The following is a 16,486-nucleotide window of genomic DNA, read 5'->3' on the forward strand; positions in this document are numbered from 1 at the left end:
CGCTCACGCCACGATGTTGGCGCCACCGTCGACATAGACGGTGCTGCCGGTCACGCGTTTCGCGAAAGGCGTTGCCAGATAGGCACAGGTATAGCCGACATCCATGATGTCGACGAGTTCACCGAGTGGCGCGGACTCGGCGGCTTTGCTGAGCAGCAGATCGAAGTCCTTGAGGCCAGATGCGGCGCGCGTCTTGAGCGGCCCAGGCGAAATCGCGTGCACGCGAATTCCCTGCGGCCCCAGCTCATAGGCTAGGTACCGGCAGGCGGCTTCGAGCGCGGCCTTCACCGGACCCATGACGTTGTAGTTTGACACCACCCGGTTGGCGCCGTAATAGCTCATCGCGAACATCGACCCGCCCTCCTTCATCAGGGGTGCCGCCAGCCGCGCCATGCGCACGAAGGAGTGACAGGAGATATCCATCGCCTTGGCAAACCCTTCGGCCGAGCAGTTGAGGAGACCGCCGGCAAGATCCACTTTCGGAGCGAAGGCGATCGAATGGACCAGGATATCCAGCCGTCCCCAGGATTCGCCAATGCGATCGAAAACGGCCTCAAGCTGGCCGTGTACCGAGACATCGAGCGGTGCCGTGAGCTCGGCGCCCAGTTCCGTTGTCAGGGGTTCGACATGCGGGCGCGCCTTGTCGTTGAGCCAGGTGATCGCGAGGTCGGCACCGGCGCGGCGAAAGGCGCTGGCGCAGCCATAGGCGATCGAATGCTCGTTGGCGATGCCGACCACAAGGGCCTTCATGCCGGAAAGAACGGGACGAATCTGATCAGTCATGCAAACTCCTCGACGACGGACAAAGCCGGCATGGTCAGATAATGGCCTTTGCCGCATCCTTGCGCCGGGCTTCTGCCAGCAGGACGGCAACGGCGCAGGAGGCAAGCCGGGTCAGCAGCGAATCGGCGCGGCTGGTCAGGATGATCGGGACCCTGGCGCCCAGCACGATGCCGGCGGCATCGGCGCCCGCCAGGAAGGATAGGCTCTTGGCCAGCATATTGCCGGCCTCGAGATCGGGCACGACCAGGACATTGGCGCGACCGGCGACCGGCGAATGGATTCCCTTGATCCGCGCCGCTTCCTCGTTGATTGCGTTGTCGAGGGCGAGTGGTCCATCCAGAACCGCTCCGGTGATCTGGCCGCGATCTGCCATCTTGCAAAGCGCAGCAGCTTCGATGGTGGAGCCGACCTTGGGGTTTACCGTCTCCATGGCGCTCAGGATGGCAACCCGCACTTCATCGAATTGCAGGGCACGGGCGAGATCGATCGCATTCTGGACAATGTCGACCTTCTCCTCGAGGCTGGGCGCGATGTTCACTGCCGCATCGGTGATGATCAACGCCTGGTCGTAACCCGGGATATCCATGACGAAGCAATGGCTGATGCGCCTCGCCGTGCGGATACCGGTGTCGCGCGCGACCACCGCGCCCATCAGTTCGTCGGTGTGCAGGCTGCCCTTCATCAGGGCCTGCACGCTGCCCTCGCGTACCAATGCCACGGCCCTTGCAGCCGCGTCATGGCTGTGCGCCGCATCGACCAGCGGCAATCCGGCGATATCGCAACCGGCCTTGTCGGCAGTGGCACGGATTTTCGCCTCGGGTCCGACCAGAACCGGCGCGATCAGGTTGCTTTCAGCCGCTGCCAAAGCCGATTCCAATGATACCGGGTCGCAGGGGTGGACCACAGCCGTCGGCATGACGCCCATCCCGCGCGCGGCGGCAAGAAGCTTTTCGTATTTGTCGTGCGGTCGTTCGATGCGCTGGGGAATCATGCCTCAAATCCGGTTATTTCAGGTCTATCGGTCAGGCGCGTCAGGCGGCGTCACGCTTTTTCGGCGGAAAACCGAAAATCTGCTCGATTTCCGCCAGCCGCCGGCTGCTCTCATCCGGCAGCGCACCGCGCGCCGTTACCACCCGGCGCACCAGATCCAGCAGCGCCGCCCGTTGGCCGCTTTCCGCCGGCAGCAACTGCGGCATGGCGGCAATTGCCTCGCGTTCGTGATAGAGCAGGATCAGGTACTGCTCGCGCAGCACATCCTTGAAGCGGGAGAGCGACATCACCGGCCCGCCGCGCTCGGCCGCAATCTTCTTGAGGGCGGCAAAGGCCCGTTCGTCGATGCAGCCTTCCGCCATGCGGACATAGATCATGGCGCGCAGCCCGGCTTCGATCAGTCCGCCAGTTCCGATCCGCGTGGCGAGGTCCCGGGCCATGTGCTGTTGGCGCAGCTCGCTGGCGAGATCGCGGTTGTAGCGTCGGCGACCGGCACCGTCCGAAGCGGCATCGACGCCGGCGAGGGCCTGCACCACCGGCGACCCATAGATGGCAAAGAAGCCGGCTTCCTGTGCGGCGTCGCGCCAAATCGTCCAGGCCTCCATGCCCTGCACGATCGAGGCGGAGACATGCCTTTCCAATGCGCTGAATGGATTGTCGACCGTCGCCTGGTGACGGTCCCGACGCACTGCTTCCGCCATGGCGGCGACCGGCGCCATCAGCGGATTGCGGTCGGAGAAGGCGCTGAAGCGCTGCCTGTTGGGATGCAGCTCGCGCGCCACTCTGGCGACATGCTCGTTGGCGAACGGACGGACGACGGGCGCCATCATGGTCCTGTAGAGAGCCAAATTGGCGCGCGAGACATGGGCCGCTGCCTCAAAGCAGCGCTCGTCCACCGGGTTCGGCTGGCAGATCTGCCGCAGGTCGTCGAAGCTGCGGCGCTCCAGTTGGAACAGATAGTCCCCGGCGATGAGGTCCGGATTAGCCGCGTTCTCGTCGATGCCGGAGATCACCGCCTCGTAGAGGCCCGGCGGTGTCACGTCGATCAGATCCATTGATTGGGCGAACTCGCCATGCTCGCGGGTGGCGACCTTGCCGGAAACAAAGATGCCGAGATGTCCGATGCTCTGATGCAGGCAATAGATGATGGTCTGACCGCCGGCGACAATCTCCTGCTCGCTGCCATAGAGGTCCAGAACCCACTGCAGGGCCTGCGGCGGCGGCGTGATGTCGTCCCCCCAGGAACAGAACACGACGATGGGCGACTGGATTTGGCGCAGGTCGACGCGCACCCCATCGGGCGTCTCGATCTCCCCAGCCGTCAGCCTGTTGCCGACGAAAAGCTCATCGGCGATCGACTGCATCTCGCCGGCATTGAGAAGAACCGGGCTGCCCCACCACTTCTCGAACTCCAGGAAGCGTTCGGCCTCGGTATCGACCTTGGAATAGAGATCGTAGGGCTTTTTCCACAGGGTATTGGCCGGATGCAGCGATTCGAAATTGGCGACCAGATTGGCGCCATCGAAAATGCCGTTGCCGAGATCGCCGGTCAGGGCGGTCAGCCAGGTCCCGCCGAGCAGCCCGCCGAGATAGCGCATGGGCGCCTTGCCGCGATGCCCCGCCCAATAGGATAGCGGCGAGCCGGCGAGGAGGATAGGGCCGGGCAGGTCCGGTCTTATCGCCGCCGTCATCATGATCTGCCAGCCGGCCTGGCAATTGCCGATCAGGGCCGGCTTGCCGTCCGCCTCCGGGTGGCGCGCGATCACCTGTTCCAGGAAATGTGCCTCGGCGGCGCAGACATCGGCGATGGTTTGACCGGGTACCGGTTCTGGCAGGAACCCCACGAAATAGCAGGGATGTCTCGCCTTGAGCGCGACGCCGATCTCGCTGTCGTGCTTCATGCCCCCGATGCCGGGACCATGCCCGGCGCGCGGGTCGAACACGACGAAGGGCCGCTTGCGGGGTTCGATTTCGGTGCCGGGCGGCGGCACGATGCGCATCAGTGCGTAGTTGACGGGACGCGCCAGATTGCGCCCATCCACGACCGTCTCGGCGGCAAAGGTCAGAACGGATGGCGCTTCCTCGCGGCGGCGCGCTTCGAAATTGATACCGCGCTCATGCAGCACGTCGAGGGTGAGGATCGAGCGTTCCCAAGCATCCAGACAGTAATCATTGAAGGCCTGGATCGTGTTGAGCGGAAAGAACGAGCCGCCTGATTCCGGTGCAGACATTGGCCACCTCCGGGTTTCGAGAATTGCTTATCCTAAGTCACTTTTGTGCAGTGCGATATTGATCTGGATCAGTCGCCGGAGATTTCACGCAAGCTTCACGGAATGTCAGGCTTCATTTCCCAATTTTACTGCGTGATGGGCACCTTTCGGCCGACGAAATCGGTGAGGGCGAATCCGCGCTTGGCCAGCTCTGCCTTCAGCCTTGGGCTCGCGGTCCCGGTCGTCCAGATGTCGAAACCCTGCCGGAAGCCGGCCTTCTCGAATTCCTGCCGGCCATAATCGATGCGCTGGGCAATGGCGGGATCATAGACGCCATTGTCCCAGGCCAGCGAGATTACGATACGGCCGTTCTCGGCGCTGGCCGCCGCGATGCCCAGCAATGGCATCAACTCGACCAAGCGCGCAGCGCTGAGGTGATAGCCGCGCAGGATCTCGGCGCTGTTCTGATAGAAATTCGCCCCGACCTCGTCCTGGGCGCGCAGGCAGAGTTCCAGGTACCGCTCGATTCCCTTGACGCCTTGCAGCGCTTCCAGGGCCGAGACGATGAGGGTCGCGTGCCGGGGCGTGTAGGCTGGATGGTCCAGGAACTTCTGTGCCAGTTCGTCTGGCACGCCAAGGCCATGCAATTTCCCCTCGTTGATGATGCGCAGGCGCGACGGCGGTTCGGATCGCAGGGCTTCGTTCAACTGGTCGGAGGTGCGGACCAGGCTGAAAGCCATCACGGCGCCACCCGACGCAGCAGTTGTGGCGCCCGAGACCGCTAGGCCGCCGATTGCAGCCGCCCAGCCGATGCGATTGAGTTCTTCCTGCAGGACCTTGTTGCTGGAATAGACGTCGCAACCCATTTCGGCGCAATACTCGCGCTTCCAGGACGATACCATGAGGGCCTGCTTGATACGGGCATCCTCGCTGGGATTGGCATCGCTGGTCGCGCTTTCGGCCACGTTCTCGAAGATCGAGAACAAGCCGCGTGGTATCCCGGTCACCGTGTCGACCGGATCGGTAATCATGCTGGCACCAAAGCGCAGCGGCGACTTTGCCGCATGGAGTACGGAATCGGCGAAAGCCTCGGTGCGGCTGATTTCCTGGAGGGCGGCGATAACCTGGATCTCGGTCAGGATCTTCTGTAGCGCATAGTTTCCCGTCGGCCGGAATGTGCCGAACTCTGATTCGACCGTGTAGGTATAGAGCAAGCCGTCACTGACCACCTTGTCGGCAATGCGATAGTGCCGTCCGGCAATCACGTTGGCCGGCAGCACCTGGCTCGCCGTTGTGTTGCCGCCGAGTTCGAATTCGTTACCCAGTGCGGATGGAACTGTAAGCGCGAAGGCGGCCAGGACCGGCGCCACCACGAAGCCAGCAAGTTGTCGCGGATTGATCATTTCCCTACTCCTCGGCTTTCCTGAAATGGCAACATTTGATTGCGGGCGCGAAGCGCGACATGATACCCGCGGTTCGACACGCGGAAGACTCGATCCGTCCTTGCAGAGGAATTTCCTGATGGCCCGTCGCGTCATTCGCTGGGCATTTATCTCGCTCGGTTGGCTGACCCTTGCCGGTGCCATGGCCTGGGCCACCGCGGCCCTTCACTTCGACATCCCGATCCCCGATCTCCGGATTCCGGCAGCCCTGGCCTATGTCGCCGTCAACGTTGGCTTGCTCATCCTGCTGCGTGGTTGGCGCGGGAAATCGATTGGTTGCCTGGTTGTCTTCGTGGCCGTGCTCGGCTGGTGGCTCAGTCTCAAGCCAAGTAACGACCGTGCGTGGCAGCCCGATCTTGATCGAACGGCCTGGGCGGAGATTGCCGGCGACCGGGTCACGATTCATAATCTGCGCAATGTCGATTACCGGACCGAGACCGACTTCACGCCGCGCTGGGAAGAACGCACCTACGACCTTGCCGCGATCGAAGGTATCGACATCTTCATCACCTATTGGGGTTCGGAGTGGATCGCCCATCCGATCCTGAGTTTCCGCTTCCAGGGCGCGCCGCCGGTCGCAATCTCGGCCGAAGCGCGCAAGGAAGTGGGCGAGGCCTATTCTTCGGTCGCCGGGTTCTTTCGCCAGTACGAACTGATCTACGTCATCGCTGACGAGCGTGACGTGATCCGGCTTCGTACCAATTACCGGACCGGCGAGGAAGTTTTTCTTTATCGCACCACGGCGACACCTGATGTCGCCCGGGGGATTTTCCTCGACTATCTGCGGCGCGCCAACGCGCTCCATGAGCGCGCCGAATTCTACAATGCGCTGACCAGCAATTGCACGACCAACATTCGCATCCACACCTTGGCCGAGCACGCCGCGTTGCCCTGGGACTGGCGCCTGCTGCTGAACGGCAAGGCTGACGAGTATGCCTTTGCAAACGGCCGCATTGCCGGCGAGCCGCCGTTTGCCGAGCTCAAGCAGCGCGCTCATATCAATGCCGCCGCGCGCGCCGCCGACCAATCGCCCAATTTCTCGCTGGAAATTAGGCGGGACCGGCCAGGTTTCGACGCGCCCTGAGGCTCTTGCCGCCATCAGAAGCTCTTCGCCACCTTGATGCGTTTTTGGCGGGCGGCGGCCTGCATCAGGGCAAAATCCTTCTCGTTCTGGTCAGCTGCCGCGACGGCAAATGTGGTCAGTGCCTCGTCAAGTGCCTCGCTCTTCCCGACATAGCCGGCGATCATCGCCGCGTCGCCGGACTTGGCGTGGGCGAGCGCCAGCGCCCAGCCGCAAGCCATGCAATAGGAATTGAGCCTTTCCGGGTCCCAGTTCTCCGGATCAAACTCGACCGAGCCCTTCATGTCGCGAAGCTGACGAACATAAAAATCGACATCATTGGTGCGACCCCAGCCGAGCAGGATGTCAGGCGCTCCCTGGATCAGGCGCTGACCAATCACCACACGATGGCCCTGATTGTCATACGAGGCTGACTTCAGGAGGTGCGGCGCCAGAACCGATTGCTGGGCTTCCTTGGCTTGCAGGAAGAGCGGGTCATCCCGATCCGCACCTTCCATCAGCACCACCCAACATCGGGTTCCGACGCTGCCGACACCCACCACCTTGCGGGCAACGTCCACGATCCGATATCGCGACAGCAGCCAGCGGCGATCTTCACTCAGGGTTTCCATGTACGCCTTGAAGAAGCGACCAAGGGCAACTTTGATGTCATTGCCTCGTCCGTCTTTGGTTTCGCGCACGATCAGCGGCCGGTCCTCGATAATGCGCCACTTGTCATCGAACAGTTCCGTCTGGCTGGAGAGGACCTGGAGATGCGTCCGCTTGCGCGCCCGTTCCATCAGGTTCTCCTCAGCCATTCGGCGCACGCGCGGCGGCAGTGCATCAAGCAGGCGACGATCGTCAATTCTCTCGTACCAAAGCTGGAGATAGCCCATCTCGGCAAAATCGCGCATATGCTCGCGGTAGGATTTGACCGCAATACGGGTTGCTTCCTCGCAGACTACCTTGTCGGCACCAAGGAAGCGACCTGCCACGACAATGCTCGTGACAAGGCGCTTCAGGTCCCACTCCCAGGGACCTGGCAAGGTTTCGTCGAAATCGTTGATTCCGAAAACGAGGTTACGTTCCGCCGATGCGAAAACACCAAAATTGGCGACATGCATGTCACCACAAATCTGAACGCTGATTCCTGAACTGAGCGACGTACGGAGATCCTGTGCCATGATCGCGGCGCCGCCGCGAAGAAACGCGAAGGGTGACGTCAGCATGCGGGCGTGACGCACCGGCACCAGGTTCTCGATGCGGGTCTTGCCTTGGGCAATCAGCAGGTCGATGGGGTCGACCCGGTTGACCGGCAGGACAAATTCCGCCTGGGCATTGCGCGAAACCTTCTTGCGCAGGTTTTTGCCGGCATCCATGCGCGCGGCAATGCTCGGTTTTGGGGTGTCGAAATCAAACTCGTTTGGCACAGTTGCTTACTCCATATTTTCAGCGTGTCGGAGAACGGGCGGCAGCCAGGGCGTCAGCGACCCCTTCCTAAGCCTTCCAATCACTGGCCGGCACTGCTTGGTCTCGTCGTGCCGGCGTCTTGGTCGTGAAGGCATCGATGGCTGCTTCGGTGCTGCCGAATAACATATCCTGCCCCAACCGATCGGCGAGTCCGGCACGCCGCAATGCGGTACGCGCCTGGCTGTTCAGTTCGCTGAAGCAGAGCCGGATGCCGGCGTTAGCCAGTATGAGGCGCAATTCCTCCAGCTTGGCGACGGCGGTGCTGTCGAGCATGTTGATGGCCGAAGCGTCTATCACAAACCACGAGGTCTCTGCCCGGCGTGCGAGTGCAATCTTCTGCAGCCGCTGCTTGAGGTAATCGGCGTTGAAGAAGAGGATCGCCGACTGCACCATGACGATAACCATCCCCGGCACCGGTACAGCCTCCGGATGCTTGTGCAGCTTGACGAGGCCGGTTTGACCCGGCAGGCGGCCGAGCAAGGCGGTCCGGGGATAGGACGCCGTCCACAGCAGTTGTGCCAGGGTCACGGCAATGGCCAGGAACACCCCCTGCAGGACGCCGACAATCACGACGCCGAAAACCGTGACCAATGCGAATGCGAACTCGGTCTGGTTGATGCGGCGAATTGCATTGAGTTCCTTGAGGTCGATGAGGTCGATGGCAGCCGAGATCAGGATGGCACCCAGGGTAGCCGTGGGCAGGAAGGCCAAAAGGTCGCCGATGAACAGGATGGCAGCGGCGAGGCCTCCCGCCGCGACCAATGCCGCGACCTGTGTTTTCCCGCCGATCGCGAAATTGACTGCCGTCCGCGAGTCCGACGCGGTGACGGGGAAGCCGCCAAACAGGCCGCTGCTGATATTGGCGCCGCCGAATCCTATAAGTTCGCGATTGGCGTCGACATCGACCCTTGATTTCATGGCGAAGCTGCGGGCTGTGACGATTCCGGACCCGAAGCCGACGATCGTGATCGCGATTGCACCACCGACCAGATCGGGCAGCAGGTCGAGGTGGTGCCAGGCCGGCAGGCTGATCGAGAAAGATACTGCCGGCAACTGGCCGAGGACGGCAATTCCAGCCTCCTGCAGTCCAAAGGCGGCCGACGCAGCAATGGCAAGGCTAATTGCAAGAAGGGGGGCCGGCAAACCGGGAAGCAGGCGCTGTGCGAGACGAATGAAGAGCAATGAGGAAAGAGCCATTATCAGCGTGGGAATATGGACCTGCTCGAACTTGCCGAGGAGTTCAATTATGGGCCGCAGCAGGCCGCGGCTTTCAATCGGCACGCCGGTCAGGCGTGTGAACTGGCCGATGATCAGACTGATCGAGATGCCGATCAGGAACCCGACCAGCATCGGTCGTGACAGGAAATTGGCAACCATGCCGAAACGGAGCAGGCCGGCGCCAAGGCAGACAACGCCCACCAGAATGGCGAGCGACTGCGCGAAAAGCGCCCGGTCCTCGGCTACCGTAGCACCCAGGGCGCCGATCACGCTGGCCAGCATGATACAGGTGGCGGTATCAGGCCCGACCATGAGCTGGCGCGAGGGGCCGGTCAGCGCATAGCCGATCATCGCGAAAACCGCGGCAAAGAGTCCGGTCTCGATAGGCAACTGGGCGATTGCCGGGTAGGCGATCGCCGAAGGCAGCGAGACCGCGGCGATCGATAGTCCGGCCGCCAGGTCAAGTCTCAACCAGCCCGGCTGATATCCCTTGATTTGCCGCCAGAGTGGTAACTGATCCAGGGCGGTGATGAGGTTCATCGGACTCCAGTCCCGGCTCGGCCCTGAGGCTATGGCAAGGAATGACCTGGATCAGCGGAAATGGGTCAGGCAGACATGAGCGGACAACATACGGCAGGCACTTTGACCGGAAAGGGGGCGCATGGCCGTCACCCGTCAATCCGATCACGGCGCCGCATCGTGGCGCCGACAGCAGCATGCCGGTCCAGTGCCGGGCAGGTGGAGTAGTTTACAGTAGCGTTCGAATATTGACCTCACCTTGGTCGACGCCTTTGCTAGGGTCTGCCATTGCTTTGGCGTGCCGGCGATGCGAAGGGGCGATGCCAATGGAGTGCTCCGGCCCGGACACAGGACATGACTTCTTCGTGCCAGTCGAGACTGAGATAAAATTGCAGTTCCTGGAGGATCTCGGCGACCGCGCGTTCCGGAGCGCACTCCGCAATGCTGTCGGCCCGGTCATACCGCGTTGCCTCAGGCGCCACCTGGTCAGTACATATTACGACACCGGCACTCGCGATCTCGCCGCCCGAAACTGCACCTTGCGCCTGCGGCGCGTCGGCGATGCGCGGACGCAAACCCTGAAAATCCCGATGAAGGCTGTTTCCGGCAAGAATATCGGACTTCAAACCTACCACGAGTTCGAAAGCCCGGCAGACGGACAGCGCCCGGATTTGTCCCAATTGGCAGTAAGCAACAAGGTGATTGCCTGGCTGCGCCAATGCGAACCGGCCCTTAAGCCCGTTTTTACGACCGATATTCGTCGCACCATCTGGCTCGTGCAGCAAAATGTCAGCCAAATCGAACTCGCCTGGGACCGCGGCGATATCCAGGCGGAGGGCAGGGTGGAACCGGTCAATGAGCTTGAACTTGAACTGAAATCCGGAAGCCGCAGTGACCTTCTCGATCTCGCCGCAAGCCTCGTTGAGCACCTGCCAGTGCGGCTGGGAGATGCCACCAAGGCGGAACGTGGCGATGCATTGGCCCATGACCAGGATCCCGTCGCGGTGCGGTCGAGCGCGCTGCACCTGCCCGGAAAAACCCCCATCAGCGATGCCTTTCGACGCTGCGTCGCCGATTGCATTGGCCAGATGCGGGCCAATGAGCGCGGCATCCGGGCGGGCGGCAATCCGGAGGCGGTGCATCAGTTCCGGGTTGCCCTGCGCCGGCTCCGTGCCGTGATCAGCACCTGCCGTGATATCGTGGACGAGGATGTCTACGCGCATTGGCAGGCCGATCTGCGCTGGGCGCATCAGGCATTCGGGCGTGCCCGGGACCTCGATGTGCTGGCGGGCGCAACATTGGCGCCGCTGCAGCGCCAATTGCCTGAGGATCGCGACATTGCGGCCTTTGCCCAACTCGTGGCCGAGACACGCGAACAGGCACACCGGCAGGCACGCTCCGCAATCGAGGAAAAGCGGTATACACTGGTCCTCCTCGACATCGCGCAGCGCCTTGATGCCGCGGACTGGGGAAGACGGTCGGCGGCGGCGACTGCCGCATTGCCGGCTCGGGAGTTTGCGGTCGCGCGATTGCAGCGGCGGTTCAAGAAAGTCCGGAATCTGTCGGAAAAATGGTCCAGGCTTACCGCCGCCGAAAGGCACAGGCTGCGCATTCATGTCAAGAAGCTGCGCTATATGACGAATTCATTCGCATCCCTGTTCCCGACCCGGGTCACGCGCTATTTTCAGCAGGGGTTGGAGCGGCTTCAGGACGTGCTTGGTGCGCTGAACGACGCCTGGGTTGGCCGCCAATACGTCCAGGACCTGACTGGAGTTGCGATCGGCAGCGGCAGCCTGACCGAAACTGCCGCCTTGCGCCTGCGGGCTCTGTTTGCCGGTTGGCATAGGCGCGGCATCGCAGATTGCGACCAACAATTCGACACGGCTTGGCGTGCCTTTGCCGCGCAGCGTCGATTCTGGAAAACCTAGCGCAGCGGGGAGGCGAACATGAGAAGCGAGTCCGCAGGAAAGAAAACCAAAGGCAGGTCGGCAGGCAAGGATTCCCCGACACGTCCGTCGACCAAGGCAGTCCCGGCCGAGAAACTCGGCAACAAGGCATACGCCGCAGAGCTCAAGAAGCTGCATGTCGAACTGGTCCATCTGCAGGACTGGGTAAAGGAAACCGGCGCCAAGGTCTGCATTCTGTTCGAGGGGCGGGATACGGCTGGAAAAGGCGGCACGATCAAGGCGATCACGGAACGGGTAAGTCCCCGGGTCTTTCGCGTCATTGCGTTGCCGGCGCCGACCGAGCGCGAGAAATCCCAGATGTATGTGCAGCGCTACCTGCCGCATCTGCCCGCGGCTGGCGAGATCGTCATCTTCGACCGCTCCTGGTACAATCGGGCCGGCGTCGAGCGGGTCATGGGTTTCTGCACGGAAGAACAGGTGCAGAAATTCCTGCGCATGGCGCCGGCCGTGGAGAAGGCCATGGTCGAATCCGGCATTATCCTCATCAAATATTGGCTGGAAGTCAGTGAAGCGGAACAGACGCGGCGGCTGAAGTCGCGGATCGGCGACGGCCGCAAGACCTGGAAACTGTCGCCGATGGATCTCAAATCTTATGGTCGCTGGTACGACTATTCCCGCGCCCGCGACGACATGATCCAGGCGACAGATACGGCCTGGGCCCCCTGGTATGTCGCGCATACGGACGACAAGAAGCGCGGGCGCCTCAACATCATCACCCACCTTCTAGGATTGATCCCCTATCATCCCGTAGACAAGCCAAAGGTGAAGCTGCCCAAACGCCAGCAGGTGAAGGGCTATCGCGAACCGAAATACGCCTTCAAGCGGGTACCGGAGAAGTTCTGACCATGACGCCAGCAAGCGCCGCTTGTTTTGCACTGCGGCGAAGGCGCCATTTTCGGCAATCCGCGCATCCTGCTATGTGGCAGTCGAATGACGGTCGACGTTGTCCATGAAGTAGCGCTGGTACGTTACCGTAACGATCCCTCTCCTGATCTGGGCAGGCGCGTAGCGTAGCCAGCGTGACCAGAATGGATCGGGAGGCAGTGCCATGGCCGAATCGACGGCGTCGACGGAAAAAGCCGCCAGCCCTGCCGGCAGCGACAAGCTGACCCTGTTGCCCCTGATCGCCCTGGTCGTCGGCTCGATGATCGGTGGCGGTGTGTTCAACCTCCCCTCCGACATGTCGGGACGCGCGTCTCCCGGCGCCATCATCATCGGCTGGCTGATAACTGGTTTCGGCATGTTGATGTTGGCCTTCGTCTATCAAAGCCTTGCCGTCCGCAAGCCGCAGCTCAATGCCGGCCCCTATGCTTATGCCCGGGCCGGTTTCGGTACCTATATCGGATTCAACAGCGCCTGGGGCTATTGGCTCAGCGCCTTCCTCGGCAACGTTGCCTATGCGGTGGCGATCTTCTCCGCGCTCTCCTATTTCTTCCCGATCTTCGGCGGCGGCAACAACCTTGCCTCCATAGCCGGGGCATCAATCTGCCTGTGGCTGGTCCACGGGCTGGTGCTGAAGGGGATCAAGCAGGCAGCCTTCATCAACGCGGTGACGACGATTGCGAAGCTGGTTCCCCTGTTCCTCTTCATCCTGCTGGCCATCGTCGGCTTCAACCTCGACAAGATTTCCTTTGACTTCTGGGGCCAAGGCGGCACCGACGGCTCCGCCGGCTTGGGTTCGGTCCTGGACCAAGTCAAAGGAACCATGCTGGTCACCCTTTGGGTCTTCATCGGCATCGAGGGGGCCAGCGTCTATTCCGCCCGCGCCGCGAAGCGGTCCGATGTCGGCCGCGCCACGGTGATCGGATTCCTCGGTGCCCTCGGCATCTATGTGCTGGTCTCGCTGCTTGCGGCCGGGGTCATGACCCAGCCGGAACTCTCGGGGCTCAAGGTGCCCTCGATGGCGGGCGTGTTCGAGACCCTGGTCGGACCCTGGGGTGCTGCCCTCATCAATTTCGGCCTCATTCTCTCCGTAGGTGGGGCCTTTCTGTCCTGGACGCTGCTATGTGCCGAGATTCCCTATAGCTGCGGCCAGGACGGAACCTTTCCCAAATGGTTCGCGCGCGAAAACAGCAACGGTGCCCCGGCCAACGCGCTCTGGGCGACCAATCTGCTGATCCAGGCATTCCTGGTTCTCAGCCTGTTTTCCCAAAGCGCCTACCAGTTCTTCTATTTCATCGCCTCGGTCGCGATCCTGCCGCCTTATGTCTTCTCAGGCGCCTACGCCCTGAAGCTGGCGCTGAGCGGCGAGGGTTACGCAGGCGGCAACGGCCGTGGCCGCGATGTCGTGGTTGGTGCTCTGGCGACACTTTACGGCCTGTGGCTGGTCTATGCCGCAGGGCTCGACTACCTGCTGATGTGCACGGTGCTCTTCGCACCCGGCATCGCGATCTATGTCATGGCCCGGCGCGAGCGTGGCCAGGCACCTTTCGTCGGCGGCGAGGTCGCGGTCGCGGTCGTTATTGCGATCCTCGCCCTGGTCGCGATCTGGCTGATGTGGACCGGCCGGATCAGCCCCCTCTGACAAATCTGCCAATCCACACCCAGGAGACAGACAATGCGCACATTCGGCGTGCATTCGGAAGTCGGGAAGCTTCGGACCGTTATGGTCTGCCGCCCGTCGCTTGCCCATCAGCGCCTGACCCCGGCTAATTGCCACGATCTGCTCTATGACGACGTGATCTGGGTGCACGAAGCACAGAAGGACCATTACGACTTCACCCTGAAGATGCGGGAGCGCGGCGTCGAGGTGCTGGAGCTTCACGACCTCCTGGCGGAAACGCTGGCCGACAAGGAGGCGCGGAAGTTCGTGCTCGACCGGCGCGTCACCAGGCATTCGGTCGGCATCGCCAATTCCGCCGTCATCCGTCCCTGGCTCGACGACTTGCCGGCGGACAAGCTCGCCACGCATCTGATCGGCGGGATCGCCATCTCCGATCTGCCGGACAGTGCCGCCCAGCGCATGCTGGCCGAGGCCTTCGGTGGCACCGAATTCATCCTGCCGCCAATTCCCAACACGCTCTTCCAGCGCGACCCGTCCTGCTGGATCTATGGTGGCGTCACCTGCAACCCGATGTACTGGCCCGCGCGCCAGCCGGAAACGCTGCTGCAGCGCGCGGTCTACAAGTTCCACCCCACCTTCAAGGGCGGTGCCTTCAAGATCTGGTGGGGCGATTCGGACGAACAGTTCACTGGCGCCTCGATGGAAGGCGGCGACGTGATGCCGGTCGGCAAGGGCGTCGTGCTCATCGGCATGGGCGAGCGCACGACCCACCAGGCGGTCGGCCAGGTGGCGCAGAGCCTGTTCAAGAACAAGGCGGCGACACGCGTCATCGGCTGCCTGATGCCGAAGAGCCGGGCTGCCATGCATCTCGATACCGTGTTCAGCTTCTGTGATCGCGACCTCGTTACCGTGTTCCGCGAGGTGGTCGACCAGATCCGCTGCTACAGCGTTTATCCCGAGGGGGATGACGGGCGTTTCAAGGTAGTGGCCGAGCCCAAGCCACTGCTCGAAGTCGTGCGTGAGGCGCTGGGCCTCAAGGAACTTCGCGTCGTCGGCACCGGCGGCGACAGCTATGAGGCCGAGCGCGAGCAATGGGATGACGGCAACAACGTCGTGGCGCTGGAGCCGGGCGTGGTGGTTGCCTATGACCGCAACATCTACACCAACACCCTGCTGCGCAAGGCGGGCATCGAGGTGATCACCATCCGCGGTGCCGAGCTCGGCCGCGGGCGCGGCGGCGGGCATTGCATGACCTGCCCGATCTGGCGCGACCCGGCCTACTGATCGTCATTTTCCAGGAAGAAAGGGCAGTTTCATGAGCTTCAACCTGCGCAACCGCTCCCTCCTCACCGTCCAGGACTACACGCCGCGCGAGTTCCGCTACGTGCTCGATCTGGCGCGTGACCTCAAGCGCGCAAAATATGCTCGCACCGAGCAGAAGCACCTGGAAGGCAAGGAAATCTGCCTGATCTTCGAGAAGACATCGACGCGCACGCGCTGTGCCTTCGAGGTCGCCTGCTACGACCAGGGCGCCAACGTCACCTATCTCGACCCGGCGGGATCGCAGATAGGGCACAAGGAATCCTTCAAGGACACGGCCCGTGTTCTCGGACGCATGTATGACGCGATCGAGTATCGCGGCTCGGCGCAGCAGGGGGTCGAGCAACTCGCCAAATATGCCGGCGTCCCGGTCTATAACGGTCTCACGGACGAATACCATCCGACCCAGATGCTGGCCGACGTCATGACCATGCGCGAGCACAGCGACAAGCCGATCGCCGAGATCAAGTATGCCTATGTCGGTGACACGCGATCCAACATGGGGCATTCCCTGATGATCGTCGGCTGCCTGATGGGCATGGATGTCCGCATCTGCGGACCGAAATCGCTCTGGCCGTCGGACGAATACCGCAAGATCGCCGAGGATCTGGCGGCGAAATCGGGGGCCCGGCTGCTCATCACCGATGACACCGCGGCTGCCGTAAAAGGCGTCGATTTCATCCACACGGATGTCTGGGTGTCGATGGGTGAACCCAAGGAGGTCTGGAAAGAGCGCATCAAGCTGCTGACGCCCTACCAGGTCAATTCCGCCCTTATGAAAGCCAGTGGCAATCCGCAGGTCAAGTTCATGCACTGCCTGCCGGCCTTCCACGACACCGAGACGACGCTCGGCAAACAGATCGCCCAGGATTATGGCATGTCGAACGGCCTCGAGGTCACCAACGACGTGTTCGAATCGGAAGCCAACGTCGCCTTCGAGCAGGCGGAGAACCGCATGCACACGATCAAGGCGCTGCTGGTCGCCACCCTCGGGGATTGAGGCC

At 62.2% G+C, this 16,486-nt stretch carries 12 protein-coding genes; 6 read left to right on the top strand and 6 right to left on the bottom strand.

The genetic code is table 11. The features are described 5' to 3' along the window. Nucleotides 1-3: 3 nt before the first annotated feature. The 4 genes from fabI to A8950_RS06175 form a co-directional block, all read right to left on the bottom strand. Nucleotides 4-783, bottom strand: a complete 780-nt coding sequence (gene fabI / locus A8950_RS06160) for an enoyl-ACP reductase FabI (protein ID WP_133612767.1) — start codon at nucleotides 781-783, stop codon at nucleotides 4-6. Nucleotides 784-817: 34 nt separating this feature from the next. Continuing rightward, nucleotides 818-1,774 (bottom strand): phosphate acetyltransferase, encoded by a 957-nt coding sequence (locus tag A8950_RS06165; protein WP_208109764.1) that lies wholly within the window; start codon nucleotides 1,772-1,774, stop codon nucleotides 818-820. Nucleotides 1,775-1,814: 40 nt separating this feature from the next. After that, nucleotides 1,815-4,004 (bottom strand): DUF3141 domain-containing protein, encoded by a 2,190-nt coding sequence (locus A8950_RS06170; RefSeq protein WP_133612768.1) that lies wholly within the window; start codon nucleotides 4,002-4,004, stop codon nucleotides 1,815-1,817. A 125-nt stretch (nucleotides 4,005-4,129) separates the two neighbouring features. Further along, nucleotides 4,130-5,386 (bottom strand): hypothetical protein, encoded by a 1,257-nt coding sequence (locus A8950_RS06175; protein ID WP_133612769.1) that lies wholly within the window; start codon nucleotides 5,384-5,386, stop codon nucleotides 4,130-4,132. A 118-nt stretch (nucleotides 5,387-5,504) separates the two neighbouring features. Between A8950_RS06175 and A8950_RS06180 the strand changes: the two genes are divergently transcribed. After that, entirely contained in the window at nucleotides 5,505-6,509 is a 1,005-nt protein-coding gene (locus A8950_RS06180; protein ID WP_133612770.1) for an Lnb N-terminal periplasmic domain-containing protein, read from the top strand. A 14-nt stretch (nucleotides 6,510-6,523) separates the two neighbouring features. Here the strand turns inward: A8950_RS06180 and A8950_RS06185 are convergent, their stop codons facing one another. Both A8950_RS06185 and A8950_RS06190 read right to left on the bottom strand, forming a co-directional pair. Continuing rightward, nucleotides 6,524-7,915, bottom strand: a complete 1,392-nt coding sequence (locus tag A8950_RS06185; RefSeq protein ID WP_208109765.1) for a DUF2252 domain-containing protein — start codon at nucleotides 7,913-7,915, stop codon at nucleotides 6,524-6,526. Nucleotides 7,916-7,982: 67 nt separating this feature from the next. Continuing rightward, the gene (locus tag A8950_RS06190; protein ID WP_133612771.1) at nucleotides 7,983-9,713 is read right to left on the bottom strand and encodes a SulP family inorganic anion transporter; all 1,731 of its coding nucleotides are present in this window, start codon (nucleotides 9,711-9,713) and stop codon (nucleotides 7,983-7,985) included. 344 nt (nucleotides 9,714-10,057) lie between these two features. Here A8950_RS06190 and A8950_RS06195 point away from each other — a divergent pair, with 344 nt between their 5' ends. The 5 genes from A8950_RS06195 (at nucleotide 10,058) to A8950_RS06215 (ending at nucleotide 16,482) form a co-directional block, all read left to right on the top strand. Then, on the top strand, nucleotides 10,058-11,620 hold the full coding sequence (locus tag A8950_RS06195; RefSeq protein ID WP_166645026.1) for a CYTH and CHAD domain-containing protein: 1,563 nt from the start codon (nucleotides 10,058-10,060) through the stop codon (nucleotides 11,618-11,620). 18 nt (nucleotides 11,621-11,638) lie between these two features. Continuing rightward, complete coding sequence (gene ppk2 / locus A8950_RS06200) at nucleotides 11,639-12,502, top strand: polyphosphate kinase 2 (protein ID WP_133612773.1); 864 nt, start codon at nucleotides 11,639-11,641, stop codon at nucleotides 12,500-12,502. A 205-nt stretch (nucleotides 12,503-12,707) separates the two neighbouring features. Beyond that, nucleotides 12,708-14,183, top strand: coding sequence for an arginine-ornithine antiporter (arcD, locus tag A8950_RS06205; RefSeq protein WP_133612774.1), 1,476 nt, complete (start codon nucleotides 12,708-12,710; stop codon nucleotides 14,181-14,183). Between the two features lie 33 nt (nucleotides 14,184-14,216). Next, a complete protein-coding gene (gene arcA / locus A8950_RS06210) occupies nucleotides 14,217-15,446 on the top strand; it encodes an arginine deiminase (protein WP_133612775.1) in 1,230 nt (409 codons plus the stop codon). Nucleotides 15,447-15,477: 31 nt separating this feature from the next. Continuing rightward, entirely contained in the window at nucleotides 15,478-16,482 is a 1,005-nt protein-coding gene (locus A8950_RS06215) for an ornithine carbamoyltransferase (RefSeq protein ID WP_133612776.1), read from the top strand. The last annotated feature ends 4 nt before the right edge of the window (nucleotides 16,483-16,486 follow it).

The organism is Dongia mobilis, from assembly GCF_004363235.1.
Lineage (GTDB): Bacteria > Pseudomonadota > Alphaproteobacteria > Dongiales > Dongiaceae > Dongia > Dongia mobilis.

What these genes read in the sequence shown, in the direction of transcription:
- fabI (WP_133612767.1), bottom strand. Translation starts at nt 783, where the DNA reads ATGACTGATCAGATTCGTCCCGTTCTTTCCGGCATGAAGGCCCTTGTG.
- A8950_RS06165 (WP_208109764.1), bottom strand. Translation starts at nt 1,774, where the DNA reads ATGATTCCCCAGCGCATCGAACGACCGCACGACAAATACGAAAAGCTT.
- A8950_RS06170 (WP_133612768.1), bottom strand. Translation starts at nt 4,004, where the DNA reads ATGTCTGCACCGGAATCAGGCGGCTCGTTCTTTCCGCTCAACACGATC.
- A8950_RS06175 (WP_133612769.1), bottom strand. Translation starts at nt 5,386, where the DNA reads ATGATCAATCCGCGACAACTTGCTGGCTTCGTGGTGGCGCCGGTCCTG.
- A8950_RS06180 (WP_133612770.1), top strand. Translation starts at nt 5,505, where the DNA reads ATGGCCCGTCGCGTCATTCGCTGGGCATTTATCTCGCTCGGTTGGCTG.
- A8950_RS06190 (WP_133612771.1), bottom strand. Translation starts at nt 9,713, where the DNA reads ATGAACCTCATCACCGCCCTGGATCAGTTACCACTCTGGCGGCAAATC.
- ppk2 (WP_133612773.1), top strand. Translation starts at nt 11,639, where the DNA reads ATGAGAAGCGAGTCCGCAGGAAAGAAAACCAAAGGCAGGTCGGCAGGC.
- arcD (WP_133612774.1), top strand. Translation starts at nt 12,708, where the DNA reads ATGGCCGAATCGACGGCGTCGACGGAAAAAGCCGCCAGCCCTGCCGGC.
- arcA (WP_133612775.1), top strand. Translation starts at nt 14,217, where the DNA reads ATGCGCACATTCGGCGTGCATTCGGAAGTCGGGAAGCTTCGGACCGTT.
- A8950_RS06215 (WP_133612776.1), top strand. Translation starts at nt 15,478, where the DNA reads ATGAGCTTCAACCTGCGCAACCGCTCCCTCCTCACCGTCCAGGACTAC.